Source organism: Botrimarina hoheduenensis, assembly GCF_007859815.1.
GTDB classification, from domain to species: domain Bacteria; phylum Planctomycetota; class Planctomycetia; order Pirellulales; family Lacipirellulaceae; genus Botrimarina; species Botrimarina hoheduenensis.
On the sequence record NZ_SJPH01000004.1, the window covers coordinates 390,685 to 414,472 of the forward strand.

Annotated in this window: 18 protein-coding genes; 15 read left to right on the forward strand and 3 right to left on the reverse strand. The window is 63.2% G+C overall.

Annotated features, from left to right (window positions below; translation table 11 throughout):
- Nucleotides 1-32 precede the first annotated feature (32 nt).
- From Pla111_RS11570 to Pla111_RS11585, 4 genes are all read left to right on the forward strand, one after another.
- The gene (locus Pla111_RS11570) at nt 33-1,145 is read left to right on the forward strand and encodes a PEP-CTERM sorting domain-containing protein (RefSeq protein WP_146574499.1); all 1,113 of its coding nucleotides are present in this window, start codon (nt 33-35) and stop codon (nt 1,143-1,145) included.
- A gap of 93 nt (nt 1,146-1,238) precedes the next feature.
- On the forward strand, nt 1,239-2,162 hold the full coding sequence (locus tag Pla111_RS11575; RefSeq protein ID WP_197524972.1) for a PEP-CTERM sorting domain-containing protein: 924 nt from the start codon (nt 1,239-1,241) through the stop codon (nt 2,160-2,162).
- 185 nt (nt 2,163-2,347) lie between these two features.
- Nucleotides 2,348-2,542: a hypothetical protein gene (locus tag Pla111_RS11580; protein WP_146574503.1), complete on the forward strand. Its 195-nt coding sequence runs from the start codon at nt 2,348-2,350 to the stop codon at nt 2,540-2,542.
- On the forward strand, nt 2,530-3,693 hold the full coding sequence (locus Pla111_RS11585) for a DUF1559 domain-containing protein (RefSeq protein ID WP_146574697.1): 1,164 nt from the start codon (nt 2,530-2,532) through the stop codon (nt 3,691-3,693). The genes Pla111_RS11580 and Pla111_RS11585 overlap by 13 nt, the downstream gene beginning before the upstream one ends.
- Nucleotides 3,694-3,813: 120 nt before the next feature.
- Here Pla111_RS11585 and Pla111_RS11590 read toward each other — a convergent pair whose 3' ends face one another.
- Entirely contained in the window at nt 3,814-4,512 is a 699-nt protein-coding gene (locus Pla111_RS11590) for a hypothetical protein (protein WP_197524973.1), read from the reverse strand.
- Between the two features lie 408 nt (nt 4,513-4,920).
- Between Pla111_RS11590 and Pla111_RS11595 the strand changes: the two genes are divergently transcribed.
- The 5 genes from Pla111_RS11595 to Pla111_RS11615 all read left to right on the forward strand — a co-directional run bounded on the left by Pla111_RS11595 (nt 4,921) and on the right by Pla111_RS11615 (nt 11,576).
- Nucleotides 4,921-5,502, forward strand: a complete 582-nt coding sequence (locus tag Pla111_RS11595; protein ID WP_146574505.1) for a cob(I)yrinic acid a,c-diamide adenosyltransferase — start codon at nt 4,921-4,923, stop codon at nt 5,500-5,502.
- Nucleotides 5,503-5,685: 183 nt separating this feature from the next.
- On the forward strand, nt 5,686-6,024 hold the full coding sequence (locus tag Pla111_RS11600) for a P-II family nitrogen regulator (RefSeq protein ID WP_146574507.1): 339 nt from the start codon (nt 5,686-5,688) through the stop codon (nt 6,022-6,024).
- 203 nt (nt 6,025-6,227) lie between these two features.
- Nucleotides 6,228-8,906: a [protein-PII] uridylyltransferase gene (glnD, locus tag Pla111_RS11605; protein WP_146574509.1), complete on the forward strand. Its 2,679-nt coding sequence runs from the start codon at nt 6,228-6,230 to the stop codon at nt 8,904-8,906.
- Nucleotides 8,907-9,125: 219 nt separating this feature from the next.
- Entirely contained in the window at nt 9,126-10,265 is a 1,140-nt protein-coding gene (gene aroC, locus Pla111_RS11610) for a chorismate synthase (RefSeq protein WP_146574511.1), read from the forward strand.
- Between the two features lie 48 nt (nt 10,266-10,313).
- Nucleotides 10,314-11,576 carry a hypothetical protein gene (locus Pla111_RS11615; protein ID WP_146574513.1) on the forward strand — a complete coding sequence of 421 codons (1,263 nt, stop codon included), beginning with the start codon at nt 10,314-10,316 and terminating at the stop codon, nt 11,574-11,576.
- 29 nt (nt 11,577-11,605) lie between these two features.
- On the opposite strand, the gene Pla111_RS11620 is transcribed toward Pla111_RS11615, so the two are convergent.
- On the reverse strand, nt 11,606-13,390 hold the full coding sequence (locus Pla111_RS11620; protein WP_146574515.1) for an adenylate/guanylate cyclase domain-containing protein: 1,785 nt from the start codon (nt 13,388-13,390) through the stop codon (nt 11,606-11,608).
- Between the two features lie 191 nt (nt 13,391-13,581).
- Between Pla111_RS11620 and Pla111_RS11625 the strand changes: the two genes are divergently transcribed.
- The 6 genes from Pla111_RS11625 to Pla111_RS11650 all read left to right on the forward strand — a co-directional run bounded on the left by Pla111_RS11625 (nt 13,582) and on the right by Pla111_RS11650 (nt 21,676).
- The gene (locus Pla111_RS11625) at nt 13,582-14,844 is read left to right on the forward strand and encodes a 2Fe-2S iron-sulfur cluster-binding protein (protein WP_146574517.1); all 1,263 of its coding nucleotides are present in this window, start codon (nt 13,582-13,584) and stop codon (nt 14,842-14,844) included.
- A 54-nt stretch (nt 14,845-14,898) separates the two neighbouring features.
- A complete protein-coding gene (locus tag Pla111_RS11630; RefSeq protein WP_197524974.1) occupies nt 14,899-15,924 on the forward strand; it encodes a cytochrome c family protein in 1,026 nt (341 codons plus the stop codon).
- The gene (locus Pla111_RS11635) at nt 15,921-17,576 is read left to right on the forward strand and encodes a cyclic nucleotide-binding domain-containing protein (RefSeq protein WP_146574522.1); all 1,656 of its coding nucleotides are present in this window, start codon (nt 15,921-15,923) and stop codon (nt 17,574-17,576) included. Before Pla111_RS11630 ends, Pla111_RS11635 begins: the two co-directional genes overlap by 4 nt.
- Before the next feature lie 69 nt (nt 17,577-17,645).
- A complete protein-coding gene (locus Pla111_RS11640) occupies nt 17,646-18,461 on the forward strand; it encodes a hypothetical protein (RefSeq protein WP_146574524.1) in 816 nt (271 codons plus the stop codon).
- Nucleotides 18,462-18,604: 143 nt separating this feature from the next.
- Nucleotides 18,605-20,527, forward strand: coding sequence for a hypothetical protein (locus tag Pla111_RS11645; protein WP_146574526.1), 1,923 nt, complete (start codon nt 18,605-18,607; stop codon nt 20,525-20,527).
- A gap of 345 nt (nt 20,528-20,872) precedes the next feature.
- Entirely contained in the window at nt 20,873-21,676 is an 804-nt protein-coding gene (locus Pla111_RS11650) for a hypothetical protein (RefSeq protein ID WP_146574528.1), read from the forward strand.
- Nucleotides 21,677-22,054: 378 nt separating this feature from the next.
- Here the strand turns inward: Pla111_RS11650 and Pla111_RS11655 are convergent, their stop codons facing one another.
- A complete protein-coding gene (locus Pla111_RS11655) occupies nt 22,055-23,788 on the reverse strand; it encodes a hypothetical protein (RefSeq protein ID WP_146574530.1) in 1,734 nt (577 codons plus the stop codon).

A 23,788-nucleotide genomic window follows, 5' to 3' on the forward strand; every position in this document is an offset into this window, starting at 1 on the left:
GGCAACTTAGTGATTCCTTCCACGAGAACTATATGTCGAAGTATTTCCTTCTGCCGTCGATAGGCACCGCTTGCCTGCTGCTGATGCTGTCGCAGACTGCTGGAGCACAGATCGTGTTCTCCGACAGCTTTGACGACGGGCAGGCCAGCACGCGGTGGTCGGCTCCACTCGAGACCATCGAGTTCTCAACTTCCGACTGGACTCTTGACTACGCGTTTGACTACAGCCAAATCCAAAACCCTTTTGCGGGCAATGCGCCGATCCCCTCGGCCCCCAACTCAACGGGCGGCTCGACCATTGGCGTTTACATGACTGCTAACAACACCGAACAGACCACCGGTGATGAAGGCGAAGCGATTGGCATTGTCTCGAACTTTGCCCTGCCCAGCGGCGACTTCAGCATCACCGCCGACCTGTTCCTCTTCTGGAACGGTGGCGGCGGTTCCACTGAATACTCGATCTTTGGTGCCAACCACGACGGCAGTAACAATGTCCCGTTCCCGTTCAACGTGAACGCGGGGTCAGGCATCGCCTGGGCTGCCGACAGCGACGGCGACTCGGGCACGGACCTCTATCGCTTTGAAGAGGGCATCGGTCAGACCGGGCTGGGCGGCTACGAGGCCATTCCCAGTGGCAGCATCCCGAACGTTCCGACCGGCAGCCCCGCCCCGGTAGGCATTTACAGCCAGTGGGTTGAGGTGCAGATCGAGGTGGTTGATGGTAATGCGGCGTTCTCGATCAACGGCTATCTGATCGATACTGTTGCGAGTGCCTTCACCGGTGGCGGCGTCCTGCTTGGGCATGCCGACTATTTCAACAGCGTCAACAACGCCATCGGCGGATTCACCAACGGCTCGATCTGGGACAACATCGTTGTCACCGAGCTCGGAGCTGCGGTCGCCGGTGACTTCAACGGCGACGGAAAGGTCGACAACGGTGACCTGAATCTGCTCTTGGGCAACTGGGGTTTGGCAACGGTGCCCCCCGAATGGACCAACGGCTTCGACACGCCCGTCGATAACGGCGAGCTCAATGCTCTGCTGGGCAATTGGGGCTTTGGCGTCGGCGTGGCCGTGCCGGAACCCTCTGCCGCCCTGCTTTTTGTTACCGGACTCGTCGCGGCCGCCGCGCGGCGTCGCAGCTAAAGCTTGAGGAAGCGAGTCGTACTCGCTATTAAACCCGCGTTCAACTTTGTGATGACTTCCCTGTTCCGTGTTTCCCCTTTGAGGTTTGAACTAATGATGTGCAAGCGTTTCTTGGCTTTTGCCATGATCGGCAGCCTGGCTGTTTCGTCGGCTAGTGCTCAGATCCTTTACACCGAAGACTTCGACGACCTGGCGGGTGCCACCCGTTGGTCAACCATCCAAACCACGGAGTTCACCACTCCTGACAGCACGATCGATTACGCTTTCGACTACAGCCAGATCGTCGATCCGTTCGTCGGCGGCGGCACCCCGATCCCGCCCGCTCCCAACGGCGATGGCATCTCGACGATCGGCGTCTTCATGACCGCCAACAACACCGACAACACGACCGGTGACGAGGGCGACGGCATCGGTGCCGTGTCGAGCTACGCTCTGCCGAGCGGCAACTTCAAGGTTGCGGCCGACATGTATCTGTTCTGGAATGGTGGCGGCGGTTCGACCGAGTACGGCGGTATCGGCGTCCATCACGATGGCTCGCAAAACGTCCCGCTGCGCTTCGGAGTCAATGAGGGCTCAGGCATTGCTTGGACCGGCACGACCGACGGTGACACCGCCGGTGACCTGATCTCGTTCAACAGCAGCACCGGCCAAGCAGTGATCGCCAACTTCCAGGATTGGCCCGCTAACGTTCCCGTCCCGCCCGGCACCACCATCGGTCAGCCCGTCCCGGGTGGTCTGTTCGGTGCCTGGAGCACGCTCGAGATCGCCGTGGCCAATGGCAACGCGACGTTGTTCATCAACGGCGTCAAGGTCCACACGGTCGCGAATCCGTTCTCGGGGGGTGGCGTCCTGCTGACCCACAACGACATCTTCAACAGCGTCAACCAGGTGATCGTTCCGGGTGGCTTCACCAACGGTTCGGTGTTTGACAACATTGTTGTCTCGACCATCCCCGAGCCGGCGACCGGCCTGCTCGTTCTGGTTGGCTTGGCTGGCTTCGCGGCCCGTCGTCGCTGATCGGTAGCATTACGGCAGCACAAGGGGCGGGCGTCGATGCCGCATCGACGCCCGCCTTGGCTGCTTGCTGGCAACTAACCCTTTACAAACGCGGGGCACCGCCCCGAACTTTCCGACCTCTCGGCGATCGGTTTTGAGTTTCTCGGCAAGATACGTTAAACAGAACACTGTGAACGCGACACAAGGTGCCTATCGTTTCGGTAGTGCCCTCGCCCGACACCTTCGCCACCAAGGCGAGCCCGACAACCGCAGACGGCCCCATGCGTGCCGTCACCACCGCACACACGATCCAAGCTGCGCCGGATGGTGCCATCAGCCTGTTGATAGCCCCCCGCAGCCAGCCAACCTGTTTGAGGAGAGAGAACAAGTGGCAAAGCTAGCCTTCCCGCTGCCCGCTCAACGCAAGCCGCTTACGAACGCTTTTACCCTGGTTGAGCTGCTAGTGGTCATCGCGATCATCGGCATTCTGGTCGCCCTGCTGCTGCCGGCGGTCCAGGCCGCGCGCGAAGCAGCGCGCCGCACCCAGTGCAAGAGCGCGCTCCGCCAGATCGGCTTGGCCGCACTCAACTACGAATCGACGTACGGCAAGTACCTGCCATCAAGCATCGCCAACGTCGTGAGCAACGTCGACAACGACACCAACGAACTTTTCAAAGAAGTCAAAGTTAACCTTGGTCCGTCACGACTTGATAACGGTCAAGTGGTTATCAACCCCCTCTACAGTTCGCTGTTCTTGGTTCTCCCCTTCATCGAAGAGCAGCCTCTTTACGACTCTTTCAATCAAGAACAGCCGGTTTGGGACCAACGTGACACTACCGGAAACGTGATCAATCCCCAAGCAACAACCATTAAGACTTTGTTGTGCCCGAGCGATAATGCCGAAGTGCTTCCTTACGACGCATTAACGGATGGCGGGATCACAAGGCCCTTTGCCAAAGGCAATTACGCCGTCTTTGTTAGTCCCCTGCACGTCGAGTATCAGCTAGAAGTGCCCGGAGCCTGTATCGTCGGAGGCCAGAAGCTCGGGAAAATCATCGATGGAACCGCTTCAACACTGGCGATTGCTGAGGTTCGAACTCGCGATTCAAACCTGGATCCACGTGGCACTTGGGCACTGGCTCGCGCTGGTGCGAACATGATGTCTGCTGATTTTCACATTGCCCGCGGAAGGTCTCTTAGCGATCCGTTTGAGATTTCCAATCGCTTCCCTGAGTATCACTTAACGCCTAATGCGGCTGCGTCTGCGGTAAACCAAGAACCCGCTGATCGCATCGACGCACGTGAGTGCCCTCAACAAGAGCGCGAGCTCGCCGTGGCTGAGGGCATGCCGTGCCTAGTCGATCAAGGTTTCCGTACCGCGGCACCGCGCAGCCTGCACTCCGGCGGAGTGAACGTCGGCTACGTCGATGGGCACATCGACTTCTTGACGGATGAAGTCGACCCGGCCCTCTATGCCTACCTGATCTCCATCAATGACGGCACCAACCCGGTTGATGACAAAGGCTACCGCCCGCCGGGTGTCACTTGGTGATCCCACACCCCGGATCACTTCGCACAAAATCGCTCAGCACAAAAAAGCCCGCGACAGGTTTCCCCGTCGCGGGCTTTTGTTATTGGCGTTGTTCTTGTTCGCAGGCGGCAAGCTCACGGCTCACACGCCGCCGTCCATGCCGAGTCGCATCTTCAGCTCTTCGAACTCTTGGATGTAGCGGTCCGTGGTCGAGTGGACGTGCTCCGCCTCGGTGATGAACCGCAGCTGCTCGTCGCAATCGACATGGTGATCGATCAGCACGCTCTCGAACTTGCGTAGGTCGCTGCCGTAAACGATCAGCAGCTTGTGCTCGTCAAGCTGCACCTCTTGCGGCGTACGCGGGTTGAGCACCGCCACGCCCGTGCAGCCGTCGTTGGTGAGCAGGTCTTCATAGTCCCACAGAATGCTCTGCAGGATCGGCATGTCGATGTGCTCACGGTACAGGTCCGTGTGACCCCCGCCCGAGTGGCCGTGGCTGGTCTCGATCACGACATCGACCACCGGCCCGAGCGGTTCGAGCAGGTCCATGAACGTGTCCATCAGCCTCCGCTTGGTCGTCGCGGCCATCAGCACCGGAACGTCCGAACGCGACTCTTCGTCGCGGTACACATCGTGCCGAAAGCCGGCACGGGGGACGATATCGAGGCTGTAGCTGGGGCGCACGGCGTCCGTCAGCTCGAACTCGCCATAGCGTGACACGCCCAAATGCGATTCGAGCTCTTCTTCCGAGAGCGCGTCAAAACTGCTGACCATGCGGTCGGCAACCGACTGTTGCTCTTCGTCGAAGACGTTGGTGAAGAAACTTTTGAGGAAGCCCATGGTGGCTCTTGTGGCTTGTTGCGGCGGGGCCGCGAGCGGTGGTCCTGAACGGTTTCCCCCAGCGCTTCCAGCAAGCCGATTGGGTCGGCCGCTTAGGGGACGCACAACCGTAGGTCACAACCGGAGCGGGCTCCGAGGGACTAGCGGCGACCGGGTGATTCCTCCGCCACGTGATCCGACAAACCGTCACAAACGCACCCCCAGCGGGCAAGGATGCGGTTTGTCGAAGGTGATTACGCTCAAGTCGGGGGAGCCGCTTTCGGTTGGGGGGCGTGAAAATTGGCCCGGCTGGGCCCCCGGGCCCTCTCCCCCTACGATGCCGGTACACGTTGGCGAGAGAACGTGTCCTGCCCGCTATCCGCTGACCCCACCGTCTGTTGACTCCGCCGTCCGAGGCCCAGGTTTGCTATGAAGATCTACACCCGCACCGGTGACACCGGCGAAACGGCCCTGTTGGGCGGCGTCCGAGCATCGAAAGACGATATCCGGATCGAAGCCTACGGAACGGTCGATGAGCTGAACGCCTCGCTGGGCGCGGCTCGTGCGGAACTGGTCCGGAGCGAGCGGCTTGCTGAGTCGGTTGCCGAATCGATCGACGCGATCCTCGCCGAGGCACAGAACCGGCTATTCGACCTGGGGGCGGAGCTGGCGACCGCCACCGGGGCCACGATTAGTTTCGCGACGCTTTCCGAGCCCCATGTCGCGGCGTTGGAGGGGTCGATCGATCACCATGAGTCGTCGCTGCCGCCGCTCCGCGAATTTGTGCTGCCGGGGGGCTCGGCGGCCGCTTCGCACCTGCATCTGGCCCGGTGCGTTTGCCGGCGGGCCGAGCGAACCGTGGTTCGCTTGGCAGGAGAGCAAGCGGTCCGCGAGATCGCGGTGCGGTACCTAAATCGCCTGAGCGACCTGCTTTTCGTGCTCGCCCGGGCGGCCAACCACGGCCAGGGGGTCACCGACACGCCCTGGCGAAAGGCCGCAGAGAGTCCGTAGCCACCGCCGAGTCGGCTGTGCTATTCTGTAGGACCTAGCGGCGGGTCGGCCCCGCCGCTCGTTTGGCACCCTTCGGTCTCGCGACGCCCAGGCGTGTGAGCCCCCCCGGGTTCCCCCAACGAATCGCGGGGCATCCCGCGAGCCGAAACACCTGATCCCCCCGCGCTCATCGAAGAACTCCCGATGAAGAAGATCGAAGCGATCGTCCGCCACTACAAGCTAGAAGACGTCAAGAACGCGCTGAGCGAGCAAGGTGTGGCGGGCATGACGATCACCGAGGTGCGCGGCTGCGGCCGACAAAAAGGCCACACGGAGATCTATCGGGGCACCGAGTACGCCGTCGATTTTGTGCCGAAGGTGAAGGTCGAGGTGGCGATCGATGACGATCGGGCCCAGGCCGCCATCGACGCCATTATCAAAGCGGCCCAAACCGGTCAGATCGGCGACGGCAAGATCTTTGTGACGGACCTTGCCGACGCGATCCGGATCCGCACCGCGGAAACCGGTGTCGAAGCGATCTAGTCCTCTCGCCGCTTCCGCATTCGGCAAGCCGGACAGGCGCTGCTCAGCCGTCCTCGAGGTCGGTGTCGCGCTGGCTCATACCGCTGCTTGCCGGTGGGTGCGTCGCCAAGCCGTAGAGGGGGCTAGAGGTCGCTGAACCTGCCGTGTTGATCCACAACCATTGTCGGCCGCGTTAACGACCGCGTTCCCCGTAGGCGATCCGCTTGTCAGGCTCCAGCGACCCTTCGAGCGATCTCCGCCAGCGGCCGGCGGTAAGCCGAGCGAAAGCAGCGCTCCAAGAAGCTCGGCGGCGGATCCGGGATTCTCACGAGCGTGGGCTGGACCCAATGCAGGTCTGCGGGCGGCTCACGACGGCCGTCGATACCGCGATCGAGACGCTGTGGAAGGCCGCTCTGGCCGACCTGCCGGATCGCCAAGCCCGGCTTCTGTCGACCGACTGCGCGCTGGTGGCTCACGGGGGCTACGGCCGCCGACAACTCGCTCCGCTCTCCGACATCGATCTCATGGTGCTGCACCAGCCGGGAGCCGTTCGAGAAGCCGAACAGCTCACCCAACGGCTGACGCGCGACATTTTTGATGTGGGTCTCGATCTGGGGCAGAGTCTCCGCACGATTGACGACGCCTTGCAGATGGCCAAGAGCGACGCCGTGGTTGCCACCTCGCTGGTCGAATCACGACTCGTGGTGGGCGACGCATCGCTGGTCGAACGTTTCAAGACGGCCTACTCGGCCACCCTCCAGCGCCGCGGCCGGAACGCCTGCAAGCAGTTTGTCGCGGCCCGCAAAGCCGAACGCGACAAGTACGGTGAGACCGTGTATCTGCTTGAGCCCAACCTCAAGCGTTCGCGTGGCGCACTGCGCGATGTTCACCTGCTGCGCTGGCTGTGGTATGTGCAGACTGGCGTTTGCGATCTAGATCGTCTGCACTCGATGGGTGTGATCTCGAAGTTCGATCACCACCGCCTGTGCTCGTCACGAGATTTCCTGCTCAGAGTGCGGAACGATCTGCATTTTGGGGCCGCGCGGGCGAGCGACACGCTGCATCGTGCGGAGCAGTTGCGGATCGCCAAAGCGATGGGCTACTCGGAAGGCGGGGGGCTGCGCGCCGTCGAGCGGTTCATGCGCGATTACTTTCGCCACGCAGCGCACGTCAGCTTTCTCACAACCCGCGTTGCCGACCTAACAACGGCCAATAAAGGGGGCGTGTCGCGCGTGCTTGAGCCGGTGCTCTCGCGGGCGGTAGCAGGGGGATACCGGGTTGGCTTTAACGAAGTGACCGCCACGGCCGTGGGGCTTGATCGCCTGCGCCGCATGCCAGAAGAGGCGATCAAGCTTGTCGAGGTGGCCCGAGACACGGATCGACGGATCGCACAAGAGACGTGGTACGCCGTCTATCGTGCCGCCCCCGACTACCCCACCGACGTATCGCCAGAAACCGGCGAGCGGTTTCTCAAACTCTTGGCAAAGCCGATCGGCCTGGGAACGGCGCTCAAACGGCTTCACGAACTCGCGGTCTTGGAGCGGATCGTTCCGGCGCTAGCGCGGACCCGCTGCCTGCTGCAGTTCAACCAGTATCACAAGTTCACGGTCGACGAACACTGCCTGCGGAGTGTCGATCAAGCAACGCGTTTCGCCGAGCGACAAGACACCCTGGGCGAGGTGTACCGCCAGCTCCCCAACAAGGCGTTGCTACACCTAGCGCTGCTGCTGCACGATCTCGGTAAGGGGCAAGAGGGGGATCACAGTGTCACGGGCGAAGCGATTGCCCGGCGCACCGCGGCACGGCTCCGTCTGGATGACGCGGATGCGGATCAGCTGGCGCTGCTTGTTCGGCAACACCTGGCGATGTCGCTGCTGGCTTTCCGCCGGAACACGAACGATCCCGATCTGGTCGCTGAATTCGCCAAGCTCGTCGGCACTCGCGAGACCCTGGCCAAACTGTTCGTGCTGACCTGTGCCGACATGGCCGCCGTCGGGCCGGGCGTGCTGAACGACTGGAAGGTCGGCGTGTTGAGCGATCTTTATCTGCGCACCGACGACACGCTCGCCGATGTCAGACGGCCGCAAGAGGACCGCCACGGAGCGGCCCGCACCGCCGTTTGGCAGATCCTGCGGGGCCCCGAGCGCGACGACAGCCTACTGAAAGAGTTCTTTGGCTCATTGCCCGTTTCGTTTGTGGCGGGTCGGTCGCCCGGCGCGGTGGCGTCTACGCTGCGACGCCTGAAACGGGTCTACCAGACTTCGGAGGGTGAGCATCAGGGACAGGTCGAGGTGTGGGGCAACTATCTGGCTGATGGGCGAACGCTCGAACTGATCGCCGCGATCGCCGACGGTGCCGGCCGCGGGGTTTTTTCTGCCATGGCCGGCGCGCTGGCGAGCAAGGGGCTCAGCATTCTCTCCGCCGAAACCACCATCGTCGCTCACGGCGTGCTCTTGCTCCGCTACGCCGCCGAAGACTCGCGCATGAGCGAAGCGACCAACGCCGCGGAGGCCAACCGCCGCGTACAGTCGCTGTGCGCGGCTGCCACTTCATCGATCGGCCGCGACGAGCCTCCCGTGTTTCCGCAGGTATGGGGTGCCGACCGCCACGTGGCTCAGGCCGCGCTCACCGGACAACCGGACGAGGTCCGGATCGATACCACGCTGTCTGACGAGTGCGCAATCGTCGAGGTCTTCACCATTGACCGGGTTGGTCTGCTGTATCGCCTCGCTCGCGCGTTGCACGAGCTGGATCTCGTGATCCGCTTTGCCAAGATCGCCACCTCGCTGGATCAGGTGGTAGACGTCTTCTATGTCACGGAGCGTGACGGCACCAAGCCCACCGATAACGACCGCCTGGAAACAGTTCGTCATCAGCTGATGGGGGTTCTGGAAGCGGCCTGAGTCCGCTATCGGCGGGGCGAGGCCGTTTTTTCAACGGCGTTTCTTGCTTCGATCTTCCTGTGAGCCCCGCCTCCGCCGACCCGCCGTAGTCGGGCCCCGCTGAGCGAACTAGACTGGAGGGCTCGGCAGAACGGCCACGAAAGCCCCCTGGTGGTTCGCCGTCTGCCTGGTTTGTCTTAGTTCTTCCGCCAAAACGAGTTCGGTACTCCGTATACGCCCATGCTTCGCTACTGGACTGCCGGTGAATCGCACGGGCAAACGCTTCTGGCCCTGGTCGATGGTTTCCCGGCTGGGGTAACGCTCGACACAACGCCCATCGACGCCGATCTCAAGCTCCGCCAAGGGGGCTACGGACGCGGCGGACGGCAGCGTATCGAAACGGATAAGGTGCAGATCAAGACGGGGATCTGGCAAGGCAAGTCGCTTGGTTCGCCGATCGCGCTGGAAGTCATCAACAAAGACTTCAAGCTCGAACGGCTCGAAGACCTTCCACGCCCCCGGCCGGGGCACGCCGACCTGACCGGCAGCATCAAGCACCTGGGAGGCATCCGCCCGATCCTGGAACGCTCCAGCGCTCGCGAGACCGCGGTACGGGTCGCCGCCGGCGGACTCGCAAAGCTCTTGCTGCGTGAGTTCGGCATCGAGACGCTCGGCTACGTTGTTGAATTGGGAGGCGAGCCGATCGCGCCGGTCGCCGGATCGCTTGCCGAATTGCGTGCCCTCCGCGACGCGAGTGAGATCTACGCCCTCAATCCCGAACGTGACGGCGCGATCAAGGACCTGATCAAAGCCACCGGCAAGGCGGGCGACACGCTTGGCGGCGTGGTGGAAGTCCGCGTCGAGGGGTTGCCGATCGGCCTGGGCACCCACGCCCAGTGGGACCGCAAGCTGGACGGACGCCTCGCGCAAGCCGTGATGGCAGTGCAGGCGATCAAGGGGGTTGAAATCGGCCTGGGGTTTGAGGCCGCTCGACGGCCGGGATCAAAGGTTCACGACCCGATCCACTACGACTTTGCCCAGCGCGAGACGCCCAATCTGGGATTCACGCGGCCCACGAATAATGCGGGCGGGCTCGAGGGGGGAATGACCAACGGCCAGCCGCTCGTCGTCCGGGCCGCCAAGAAACCGATCAGCACCCTGGCGAAGCCGCTGGCTAGCGTCAACCTCGAGACAAAAGAGGTTGCATCGGCGAGCTACGAACGTTCGGATGTCTGCGCCGTGCCGGCTGCTAGCATCATCGTTGAAGCCGTGGTTGCGTTCGAGATCGCGGCCGCTCTGGTCGATAAATTCGGTAGCGACAGCCTGACCGAAATGAAGGCCCGCTACGACCTATTTTTACAGATGGCGCGCGAGCGCTGACGTGCGCACGGCGGGCTAGTCTCGGCGGGCCTAGGCGTCGGCCTCTTGGTGCCGATCGCTTTCCGCACTCCGACCGCTTCGCTCTGCGCTTTGCTCTCTGAATCAAAACAACGCCGGTTGTGTCGGCTGCTGTTCTGCTGGGCCTGTGTCGCGCCGCTTGTGGCGTCGCTCGGCTGGGCCGCGGTGCGGCAACTCCCCGCCTACCAAGCGGCTGCTATCGCCGAGTTGGGGGCTCCCCTCGGTCTGCTCTGCGAGTGTGACCGGTACACCACGCCGCGCCCTACCGAGATCATCGCCTGGGGCGTTCGCGTCTCAACCCGCGGTGCCAGCGAGCCACTGGCAACTTGTGACCGGCTTCAGCTGCGCCGTGAGCCCGACGGGTGGCGGTTTGCCGCCGGAACGCTTGAGATAAAACGGCCTGCCGAGGTCCAAAGCACGCTCAGCGGCTGGGCTCGATCGGCAAGGCAATTCCGCTTGCACGGCACGACGCAAGTGCTCGTGCTTAGCCGTGCGGGCAGCGTGGCTGCGCGATTCACTCAGGTTGTGACCGAGGTCCGCTCACCGACGGAAGAAAGCGGAGGAACCTCCGCTATGCTCGCGATCGATCTGAAAAGCGTGCCCGAGCAAGCCGAGCTCCAGCTGGAGATGCTCGGCTCCGCTAGCGGAGAACTGCACACCACCGCCACGATCGATACGGGCAGCGTGGGGGTTAGCGCAGCATGGCTGCCAACCCCGATCGCAATGCCAGCAGACGTGCTTTTCTCCGGCCGGATAGAAAACCGCGTCGATGGAGGTCTCGCCCGCGGCAGGCTGACGCTGCCGGCCTCGCACTCGGGCAACGGACCGGTGCGGGCTACATGGTCTCCCACGACGCTCGTTGTGCATGAAGCACGCTGGTCCGATAGCCGCTTCCAGCGGGTTCACGCCACGATCGACGCCCGCCGCGGGTGGGCGCACCGTTCGCTGCTCAATGCCGCGTCTGATCACTTAGGGGCCAAGCAGACGCCACGTGTCGCTGAGCAGGCCTCGGGAGAAGCGATTTGGTATGACCGCTTTGCTTGTGATATTGATCTTGATAGCAGTGGTGTAACGCTCACCGCGGCGTGTGGTGAAGAAGACGGCAAGAAGCTGCCGGGCGCGATCGCGCATGCCCTGCTACAGTCGGAAGGGCAACCGCTGGTGTTCGAGCCACGCGAAAAGCGTTTGCAACTGGCCGAGGTTCTTCACACGATCTGGCCCTCGGCGAGCGCTGCTCTGCCGGCAAACTCACCAGCAACTCGGCTCGCGAGCCAGCTTCCGTTGCCCCAATAGGGCATTGGATCTGGAGACAAGCTACCGATTCATGCTTCGACCAGTGAGATGATGGCTCCCACCGCGTCCGGGCGATCTGCCACGCGGCGCCCCTGGCGTTCATTTCTAGAACGCTCGACACAGCGGGCCAAGAATCCGGCTGCGGTGTTCTGCACCGCGTCGCGCAGCAGGCGGCTGGCCTTCTCAAGCTGATCGGCTTCAAACGCCGCCAGGGCTGCTGCGTAGACGCTAGCGGTCATCCCCAGTTGGGACGAATCGGCTTCGCTCGTGAGCAAGTAGAGGTCCGTGGCCTGCTCGATACCTGCTAGGTGTGCGCGACAGAGTCGTTGGGTGTGGAAGTGATCGCCTCCGCTCGCCGCCAGGCGTTGAACGGTCGCAGCGCTAACAATCGGCGAGACGCCGATCGTTTTGGTCGCCCGTTCGACACGGCTAGCAAGATTCATCGTCTCTCCACGGGCACCGTACTTGATCCGCCAACGGCTGCCCACATTTCCCACCAGCGCAGAGCCCGTATGGACACCAACCCCCAGACCCAGCGGGCCACCAAGTCGGTCCAGCCATTCTGTGCTGATGGGCTCTAGGGCTTCTGCGCAAGCGAGTGCCGCCTCGCAGGCCCGAACAACATGGTCCGACTGGTCCAGCGGGGCGTTCCACAGGGCGGCCAGTCCATCGCCGTAGTAATCGATCAGATGCCCCCCCCGCGCAACCACGACCTCACTGAGGGCGTCCATCACCTCGCTTAAGAGCTTATAGGCAGCAACCGGTCCGAGACCCGCCGCGGTTTGGTGGTGAAAGCGACGACTAAAGTCGCGCAGGTCGGCAAACAGCACCGACACCTCGCGACGGGCACCATCGAGGAGCCGTTCGTCGGATTCGATCTGCTGGGCAACCTGCGGTGAGAAGGCCAGTTCCAGCAACGTCTGCCGGCGGGCCGCACGACGCTCGTGGGCGTGACGCACCACGCCGCTCGTAACAACATCCGCAACCAGCCGCACAAGGTTGGCTTCCAGGTGCCGCACCGCCCCACGGGCGTTGGCCTCGTGTCGCTTTCGCACCCCGACAATCACTCCTGCTAAGCTGCCCTGCTCATCACGCCAGGGGGCGATCGCCCAGGCCGAGCCATCGTGCTGCAGCGCATTATCAAACTGGGTGGTGGCAGTGTCGATCACCGCGTTGAGTCGGCTGAGCTCCAATCCGATTCCTAGCTCGGGGCGCGTAATGTTGGCGGCCAGCACGCGCCACCCGTCGTGGCCGTCAGTGGCGGGGTCTCGCTCGACAACGTAGGCCGCATCAAAGCCCAGCGGATCAATCACGAGCGAAGCGGCCCCCTGCCAGAATTCGCCCGACCCGACCGACCAGCGGCTGAGGGTCGCAACCGCCTCGAACCAGCGCGTGAGCGTTGCGGGAGCGGGTCCGTTGCCGAGTGGCCCCGCCGAACGCTCTTCGCGCTGCGACGCACGCCGTTCGAGCGTCATCAACGGCTTCAGCTCCTCAGCTGGGGGAGCCTCGATCAACTCGATGTGGGTCGTTCCGCAAGCCAGCCGGACGGGCAGCGTCAAGCGATCGGTCGGCACCAAGGCCCGCGGACCGGTCGGTGTGACAACCTCGGTGGTGAAGAGCGGATCGGCCGAAACACGGCAGCGGACCCCTTCATCGGTAGAGCGTAGCTCGATCCAGGGGCCCTTGAGACCGTCCGCGGGCGGATCGACAAGCCGCCAACCCTCGCCGCTCATCAGCAAGACAACGCCACGCGGCGCCAGCGGTGCTTGCTGAAAGCGATGGCTATCGGTGTCGTAAATCGCAAGCTGGAGCATCGAGACCCGAAGCAACAAGCAAAAAATTTGCGTGAGTGCTGGCACCAATACCAGAACGCCCCTCTCGGTGGATCGGCACCGGCAGCGGTTGTTCTGGACGCTGTCGCCCTGGTTCTCCAATAATGCGGGCCCCAACAAGCTGACGACAGCTCACGCGGGCAAGTAACCGCTAAACCCCACAACGCTCCCCGATGCTGTCACCCTCTGAACCACTGCTTTTCTACCTGGGCGCTGCCCTGTGCCTGGTGGTTACGGCGCAAGCGGTGCTCGGCACGGTTGGCTGGTTCCGCGCGCGTTCCGATCAGCGCAAGCGTTGCGATGCTAGCGGAGCGGAGTTCCGACAGTTGGTTGCGAACGAAGCCGCCGTTGCCGTTGCCAAGCTCTCCAAGCGGGTCGCGTGGGAAGGCTGGCGGACGCTCAAAGTTTCGGCCGTGGTCGATGAGGCGAAGAATGTTAAGTCATTCTACCTGACGGATCCCGAAGGGATGCCGCTGCCACGTTTCTTACCAGGCCAGTATCTGACGATCGAGGCACCGGTCGGCGCGGGGGGCGTGAGCGTGCGGCGTTGTTACTCGTTATCGGATCGACCCCGCAGCGAGTACTACCGACTCACCGTCAAGCAGCAACTGCCCGACGCGAACGATCGGCAGGCAACGCCCGGCTTGGTCAGCACTTGGCTTCATGAGAAAGTTCGCCAGGGTGACACGCTCCGTTGCCAGGCACCGCGTGGTGTTTTTTTTCTCGACCCAACCAGTCCTCGCCCCGTGGTGCTGATCGGTGCCGGGGTCGGAGCCACGCCCCTGGTAAGCATGCTGGCTGCGATCCAGCACGCGGGAACCGTCAAGCCAACCTGCGTGATCCTGAGCTTTCGCGATAGCGAGAGTCATTTGTTGCGTGAAGCAATCGAGGCGGCACGCGGGCTCACGCATATTCGGGTGCGGGTGGTGTACTCTCAGCCGCTTGCTGAAGACCGCCTGGGAATCGACTACGATCTGACGGGGCACGTGACGATGGAGTTGCTCCGCAAGGAATTGCCGAGTAACAACTTTGATTTCTATGTGTGCGGGCCGGCCGAGATGATGCAGTCGCTGGTGCCCGAACTGCTCGAAGGGGGCATCCCCGATGACGCGATCCACTTCGAGGCCTTCGGACCGGCAAGCGTTCGCACGGAAGCCAACCCGACGGCTCTGGAACGTGCCGTCGGCAGCCAGGTGCGGTTCACCAGCGCCGGGCCCTTTCGCTGGGAGGGAGATTACCCGTCTCTGCTGGAACTGGCCGAAGCGCGCGGCATTCCGGTAGCTTCGGGATGCCGGGCCGGTAACTGCGGTGCCTGTCGGGTTCGCGTGCTGAAAGGCTCCGTGACAGCACTCCGCTCGACAAGCGTGGCCATCGGTGAGGGCGAGTGCTTGGCCTGCATCAGTTTGCCGGATGGCGAAGTGACGCTCGACGCCTAAACTAAGCCCCACTGCGACCGCCGCGCTATCTCCCATGGAAGGGGAATCTGCTCCGTGAACCATCTGGCCCGACAAATCGTGAGCGGCACCGCAAGCGTGCTGCTTGTGATTCTCTACGGAATCGCTGACGGAGCCGCGCAGGCCCCCCCGGTCACCGGCGGCGAAGCCTTCGATCCGGCGCGCGTGAGGGGAGCAGATTCGTGCCTCAAGTGCCACACGGCCGAGGTCGATCGCTGGCGCTCGACGCCGCACGCCATGACGATTGATACGCTCCACCGCAAGCCTGAGGCCAAGGCGATCGCCGAGCGGCTTGGCATACGCTCCGTCAAACGGAACGACACCTGTGTGCGTTGCCATTACACCCGACAAGAAGTCCGCGGGCGGGTGCGGATCGATTCGGGCGTCTCTTGCGAGTCGTGCCACGGTCCTTCTGATCGATGGATCGAGCTCCACGCAGATTACGGCCCCGGAGCGACCCGCGAAAGCGAGTCACCCGCGCACCGCCAGCAGCGACGGCAACGCAGCGTCGAAGCGGGGATGAACAACCCGGCCAATCTGTATCTGATCGCTCGACAATGCCTCGACTGTCACACCACACCAAACGAGGAACTTGTCGATGTCGGCGGCCATCCGGCCGGCAGCCGCGACTTTAGCCTCGTTGCTTGGTCACAAGGTCAGGTGCGGCACAACTTTGTGCGTTCCGGCGGCGTGCTAAACGAGCCAAGCTCTCCCGCACGGCTGCGGGTGATGCATGTGGTTGGCGTGATGACCGATCTTGAGTACAGCCTGCGTGCAGTGGCGACTGCCTCAAGAACGGGAGCGTTTGCCACCACCAGCGCCGAACGCGCTGCCAGCAAGAAGCAAGAACTCTGGGAGATCCAGCGGCGGCTGAACGAGCCGCTTATCCAACAGGCGCTGGCTCCGCTCGCCACGTTGCAACTCAAACTCGACAACTCCGCTGCGATTATTTTGGCGGCGCAGACACTCAGCGACGCGACCTATGCCTTTGCGGAGCGCGCCGACGGCGCACGCCTGGCGGCGATCGATAATCTGCTGCCCTCTCCGGAGACGTACAAGTGACGACTTCTCCGACGACGGTCGCGGCGGGTGTGGCCCCCCAGCGCTGGCAAGCGCCCCTCGACGACGCGATGACCGACACGCTCGTCGAACGGCTGATGCGTGTGGCACCGTTCAATCAGATGGACGAGACCGCCTTCCCGGCTTCGATCCCGCTGCGTGGCCTGCTGAAGAACGATACGCGCATCCGCCGCCGTGCCGCCGGCGAGGTGTTGATGCGTGAAGGGGACTACGGTGACACCGCTTTCTTGCTCTTGGATGGGCAAGCGCGGGTCACGCTCGAATCGCTTACCGCCGCGGAACTGGGCCTAGCCGAAACGCCCCGTCGCGCGGGGCTGGGCAGCGCGATCCGTCGCACGCTGGCGACCGTGCTGGGCCCCGCCAAGCCGCCCGAGGTGCGCGATCGGATCGACGCCCGTGCCGCGGATCAACGCAGCGTATTTGTTCAAGATGTGTCTGCCGTACTCGACAGCAAACGCACTGCCTTGCTCTCGCCCGGCGAAGTCTTCGGCGAGCTGGCCGTGCTAACCCGCGCGCCGCGTACGGCAACCGTGTTCGCGGAAGGTAGCGTGGTGGCCCTCGAGATTCGCTGGCAAGGGCTCCGCGATCTGATGCGCTTCACGCCCGCGTGGCGTGCCCACATCGATCGCTTGTACCGAGACAACAGCCTGCGGGTGCATCTGCGGGCGACTCCGCTTTTTACTTCGCTGGACGAACAAGCGCTCGAGCGTGTCGCCTCGGCTATCGAGTTTGCCACGTTCGGATCGTTCGACTGGCGCGATCTACCGCCCGACCCCACCGCCGTCGATCCGTTGGATCGTGTGCGACGCGAGGCACAGGTCGTCAAACAAGACGATCCAATCGAGTACCTGTTGCTGGTCCGCAGCGGCTTCGCGCGGGTTAGCGTCGCCCAGGGCGAGGGGCAGCGGACGATCGCTTATCACGGCAAGGGATCCGTCCTGGGCGCTGAAGCCCTGTTGTCCGCCGACAATGCCTCGGCCCGGTGGCCTGTCTCGATCCACGCGGTCGGCTATCTGGATGTGCTACGGCTTCCCACGGATGTCTTCCTCGCCGAGGTGGGAACAACTTCCGACAAGGTGCCGGTTGCGGACTCCGAGTTGCCAGCGCGTACGCTCGATTATCTGGTTGATCGTCGGCTCATCAACGGTGTCGAGGCGATGGTCATCGACCTGGATCGCTGCACGCGCTGCGATGACTGCGTCCGGGCCTGTGCCGCGACTCACGACGGCAACCCCCGCTTCATCCGCCAGGGTCCCACGCACGATCACTTCCAATTCGCCCACGCTTGTATGCACTGCGTTGATCCCGTGTGCATGATCGGCTGCCCCACCGGGGCGATCCACCGCGATCCGGCGACCGGCGTTGTGCGTGTCAACGACGCCACGTGTGTTGGTTGCTCGGTGTGCGCCAACGCGTGCCCCTACAACAACATCCAGATGGTTGAGGTGCGTGCGCCGGAGGGGGCAATCGTGTTTGATCAGGTAACCGGACAGCCACTGTTGCGAGCCGCAAAGTGCGATCTGTGCAGCGACCAACCCACAGGGCCCGCGTGTCAGCACGCATGTCCGCATGACGCCCTGGTGCGGATCGACTTGTCGTCACCGCATTCGCTGGCGTCGCTGGTCTCGCGCTAAATCGTTCCCGATACTCTTGCCTTCCTCTCATTTTCCCGTCAACGCACCGACGCTCGCTTGCCAAATCGCTTGACTCGCCGCCGCCTCCTCAACAGCAGCCTGCTGGGTGCCGGTGTGGGGGTCTTCGTGTTCTGGACCGCCTGGCTAGATGCCTCGCTCGCACGCGATGCGTTTGCGACCGGATATGTGCTCTACGGCTTGGTCGTTTTTCTGGCGGCGTACAACCTGCGTAAGAAGCTGCCCGGGCTGCCGCTGGGGACAAGCCGGCTGTGGATGCAAGCGCATGCGTATCTCGGGGCGGGTTCAATCTTGGTGTTAGCAGCACACATCGGCTGGCGCTGGCCCGACGGCTGGCTGGAGGGTGTCTTGGCAGCAAGTTTTGCCGCGACTTGGCTCAGCGGCGTGGTGGGGCTGTACCTGACACGGACAGTTCCTCAGCAGCTTGCCCGCACCAGCGAACAGTTTGTCTTCGAACGGATTCCCCGGCTGCGCAGCCGGGTGGCTTCCGATGCCCAAGCGACCGTCCTCGCTGCGGTTCGTGCAACGGGTGCCACCACGCTGGCAGACCTGTACGCCAATCGTCTGCACGGCTTCTTCAATCGCCCGCGCTCGTTGGCTTACGCCCTTTCGCCCACCAGCGCGGCGCGCAAGCGCCTTTTCAACGAGTTGACCGCTAGCCGGCGTCTGCTAACCGACGCCGAACGAACCGCGGCAGAGCGGCTCTTCACGCTAATTCGGCTTAAGGACGATCTCGATTTTCATGCGGCCCGGCAAGGGTTGCTAAAGAAATGGGTCTTCCTGCACATCGCGCTGACGTGGCTGCTGCTGACACTCGGCGCAACGCACGGTCTGTTGGCCCTGGCCTTCCGCGGGGGGCCGACATGAGAGGGCCGCTGGAAGATCCCGACAAACGTCCGCACGACTACGACCGACCAAACCGCGTCTGGATGTGTGGCCTAGAAAACGCGGGTTGCCCTTGCTCGGCAGGGCCGAGTGCTGCGGGCCGCTGCCCGGTCACGGCAGAATGCGTGCCACGCCGCGAGGGCGATCGCTGGGTCTGCAACCGCTCGCTGGCGCGCGGTGGTGTTTGCGACCATGCCGCGCCCGGCGGTGGCCCAACGCCCGAGGGCCAGTGCTGTCTTGTTAAACAGTGCCGACCGCGACGCACGTTACGTTCGATTCGTGGACGCTGGCTTCGCGGGGCGATCCTCTTCACGCTCGGCGCTGTGCTGATGCTGCTGGGCGCGGCGAACCGCAATGCCCTGGTCAAACCCGGCCCGCTGTCATCGCATCATGCTCAAGTCCTCGCCGGAGCAGCGACCAGCGATCGGTGCGCGGCGTGCCACCCCGGGGCGAACAAAAGCAACTTCGAGCTGCTGCAAGCCGCACTCGCCGGCCACGACGGACAGCAGCTCACACAATCGCAGGCATGCCTTGAATGCCATCAAGACCTGCAGCGGGCGGGGGCGGCCCCCCTCTTGGCCCACGGCCTGCCCGAGGGGGCCTTCCCCTTCTTTACGGGCGAGGACTCGGCGACCCAACCCGTAAGCCTCTCGTTGGGAGGCGGAGCGCGGGGCGCGACGCACGACGATCCCGTGGCATGCGCCACGTGTCACCAAGAGCATCACGGAGCCAATCACAATCTCTCGGCGATGACCAACGCGCGGTGCCAAGCGTGTCACGAAGAGCAGTATCAGGGATTCGCTGCCGATCACCCCGACTTCGTTTCCTGGCCGGTCGCTCGGCCCACCCGGATCGCGTTTGATCATACCGCGCACGAGTCGCTGCACTTTTCTAAAGCGGGTCGGGCTTTCGACTGCGCCACGTGCCACCTGCGCGACGCAACCGGCGACCTCACCGACAGACCGACCTACCAGCAGGCGTGCGCTAGCTGCCATGACGAGGACCTGCGGAAGAGTTTCGGCGCAGGACTCGAGTTCGTGCGACTCCCGACGATCGATCCTGAAGCACTCACCGCCTACGCCGCGGCACCAGGTGTTTGGCCCGACGGCGCAACGGGCGACTTTGACGGCGATCTCCCCGCTCTCATGCGGCTGCTCCTCGCCGCGGATCCCCAAGCCGCCGAAGCGCTCGAGGAACTCGGAGCCGACGCTTCGTTCTTTGACGTCGATGCTGACGACCAAGCTTCGGTCGTGGCCGGGGCAAAACTCCTCAGCGCATTACGCTCGCTGCTCGATGAGCTGCAAGAAGAAGGGCACGAGGCGTTGCACTACCGCGTCCGCACACTGCTGGGCAAGCGTGCCGGATCGGTCGAGGACTATGTCGGCCGACTCCCCGTTGAACTGATCGATGAGCTGCAAGGCGTTTGGTTTGGACGGCTTGAGCCCGCCCCGGCCTACGACGCGATCGAAGATCGCCGCACCGGCGGCGGCTGGCAGTTGGATCACCAAAGCCACACGCTCGCGTACCATCCCACCGGCCACGATGATCCGCTCGTCAGGGCATGGATCGATCTGGCGATCCGTCTGCCCGAGGAACAAGCTGATCTCCGTGACACGGTACTCAGCGAGTGGCAACGTCCGGGGGCACCGGGCGGCTGTTTCGAATGCCATCGCATCGAAACCACGCCGACCGGGCTCGCGGTCAATTGGCAGGGCCGACAGCGACTTACCGAACCGCGCGGCTTCACGCGGTTCTCACATCGGCCCCATTTGCTCCAGCCCAAGCTGGCCGACTGCACCCACTGCCATCAGACCAACGCCCAACGAGCAGCGCTGGTCAGCAACGGAGGATCGGCAAGCACGCCTTCCGCCGGAGACTTCGTCGTGCTCAGCAAATCGGCTTGCGTGGAATGCCACCAGCCCCACGCCGCGGGCGACAGTTGCACTCAGTGCCATAACTATCATGTCGCCTCGCCGGCAGCTGGCCGGTTGGTGGAACAAGCCGCTGCGGTTGAGGGCCTGCGGGCCGCGCTGCGGCTGAGCCCTTGAGCCCATAAGAGGGTCCTGAGCAGATTGCTGCCGTCGTCTACGCTAGGGCGTAACCTGCGTCGGTCGGTTAGACCTCAGCGACTTGGCCGGACCGCTTCGGCGCCGAGGTTGAGGCAACCTCGGCAGGTTTGCCGGTCGCATTTCGCTGCTCAGGAGGGTCACACCTTTGCACTTAGCGGCGGTCCATGAAATGACCCCAGCCTGCACTTCGCTATCTTTGTCGCTCTAGAAGACGGGATTGACTGCGGTGCGGATATCACTTCGACTCACGTGAACATCGGTTGCCAATCGGCTGGATGTCCTGTTGGTAGTGAACCGCACCCGCACCCGTTGGAGAAGGACCTCATGAAACGCGCTGCACTTTTCGCCCTGGGCCTCAACGGCCTCCTTCTATCCTCCGCCTTGGCTGGCCCATTCGATTATGGGTTTGACGGCACGTTGTCGGACCATTTCGTGCCGCTGTTTCCTAATCCGAATAGCACGATCACCCAGAACGACGTCACGGAGCAAGTTGAGTACACCGCCTCCGACGGTGATCTCTCGGAAGAGAACGGCACCGGTCTTGAGCATATCAATTTCCGACCACGGTACGACCAATCGTGGCGCGTTGCGGTCGATGTCACTCTCCCCGCCGGCTACGACACCTCTTTTCTTGCCAACAATCCAGCCAACCAAGACAACGGCCGTGATACCTGGATCGAGCTAGGCATCTTTGCCTTTACGAGCTTCGACGATAGGAGAGTCTTTAGCTCGTCGCTCGAAGTCATCTTGGATGGAGGCAGCGTCGTGCAGCGAAACGTTGCATCGCATCACGACCTCGACGACAGCAGCCGCAGAGTGCCTACGACAGACACTTCTGTCCGACTCACCCTTGGGTATGACCACCTCAACGAAGTGCTTAGTGCATTTGCCGGGGATACGCAGATCCACACGGCCAACCTAGGGGCCGCTAGTTCCGATTGGCAGATGACTGACAGCGACACCTTCAGCATCGGCATCTTTGGCTCGACCGGCTTCCAAGCCGTGTCAGCCGACAACCCGCTGATTCACGACAATTTCACAGCCGCTATCATTCCTGAACCGGCAACCCAGATCCTCGCTCTCTTAGCCGTCACCTGCCTGCGGCCCGTAAGGGGGCTGAGAGCCTAACATGCAAAGGTGGCGTCGTCCTGTGCAAGTTGGCGAACTCGCCAACTCGCTGAGGTTGGACCACCCTCAGCGGATTTGAAAGGCGGCTAACTCGCGTCGGTGTGCCAGACCTCGGCAGGTTTCGGGTCGGTACTGCTGTCCCATCTTCCTTCGTCGCACTGGCTATCCGGGACTTTGATTCTCAGGACCGGTTGGTGGGACGCCGGAATGCGGGAAACCCGACATCTCGCCTCAGGCTACCATTTGTCCCAGAAAACGGTCGTTAGTAGGACAGCCCTCCTTAGCGTATATCACGGCAGCAATCTGCTTAGCACCCTATAAGCGGCGTGCAACCCTTGCCAAGCTTTGCCCCGTGATCACCGCAGCCCCGCGCGGTCATCAGAACTTCCAGCGGTACTCGATCCGCGCGCCGGCGATCTCTTCGGAGTCTTCAAGCACGCCTACCATCGCGTCCGCGCGCAGCAGGTGAGCCGTCGTCAGCTGCTTCTGCCAGCGCATCCCCAGACCCACTTGATCGCCGGGCGCAACCCGGTCGATCCGCTCGCCCATCGTGCCCAGCACCGCCACTTCTAGGATCAACTGCTGGTTGAATGCGGGAGACAAAAAGTCGATGCCCGCCGCGGCACCGTAGGTGTTGTTGCCGCTCGGCTCGAGCGTCGGATAGCTCGTGAGCTGATCGGCCTGGAACAGAATCCCCGTGTTGAACAGCACGCCGCCAAACGCTCCCGCGCGGGCGAGGGGCTGGGGACGATCGAACCCCGCAAAGAAGTTCACATAGGGGATCACGTTATACGGATTCGCTGTCAGGAAAGAATTCTCGACCAACAGCAGCACCCCGTCGGCGGTCTGCCGATCGCTGCCCGTATCCTGCCCCACGTTCGCGATCAACCGAACACTGTTCGACACAAGGTTGGCGTAACGCCGCGTGTAGCTGACCCCCATGTTGTGGTAGCTGCGTCCCGCTCCCTCTTGGTCATCGACAAAGGCGTAGCCGAGTTCCAGGTAACCCGAACGAACGTCGATGAAGGTGGTCGCCCCGATCAGCGCAGCGGCGTCGTCATCAAAGCCGAACGCCCCGGACGAGATCCGATCCACACCACCGAAGAACGTGACGTCGAAGTTCGACCAATCCAGCGTGGCGCTGTTGCGCGCGGGGATCGTCACGGCACCGCCGACAATGGCGTCCAGCGCCCACACGCCGTTCTGAAAGAGGAGCGGTACAAGCCCCATCGTCACCGGCATATCGAAGGACGCGTACTCTCCCCGATAGCCGCCGATCATGGCCCCCAGATCGCCCTCAAAGAACAGCGTGTCGGTATCGGCCTGAAAGAAGTCCAGCTCCTCAAAGTACTTGCCGTCCACCACCCGCATAAACCGGGCGTCTTCCTGAAAGGGCCCCACGAACGCGTGAACGCGTTCGGTCGAGGTGATCCAGTAGTCGAGCTCCAGATTCAAGCGGTGCGCGAGGGTAGTCTCCTCGGTCGCCCCCAAATCAGCCTGGGTCATGCCCACCCGGTAATCGCCGTAAACGTAGAACTTCTGCTGAACAAGGTTCGTGGGGCCGAGCAACTCGCTCGCTGCCGGATGCGGACCGCCCTGGTAGAACGGGATGCCCAGCTCGACCAACGGGCGCTGCGTATCGACCTCTTTCTTGCCGTTGTAGGTCTGCAGCTCCGAGCAGGCGTCGTAGGGAGCAAAGAAGGCGTCCGCGCTGAAATCTCCCGTCCGGCACTCGGCCTCGCACACGCCCGGGCTGGCAACGATCGGCGCGTGCTGCACCTCAGGAAGCGGAGCCGGCTTGGCCGTTTTTGCTGTGCTCTGTTGTTCATCCTGACCCGGTGTCGGATCAGGCCCGGGCTGGAAGCTCACGGGCAGATCAACGTGCGTCAGCGGCGGGGGCGCAAACAGCCCGTACCGTCCAACGACCGGCTGCCCCGGCGAAGAAACTCCGCGCGCCCATGCCACGCGCACGCCGTCCGGCGGCGCAGCGTGAGGCGCAAGCGGGGGTGCGGCAGCGGGGGGGGCAAACAACGGTCCCTCGGCGCGCACGCTGCCCCCCCCTGCCAGCAGGCAGGCGAGCACAATCAACGTTGTTGGTAGCCGCGCGGGCAT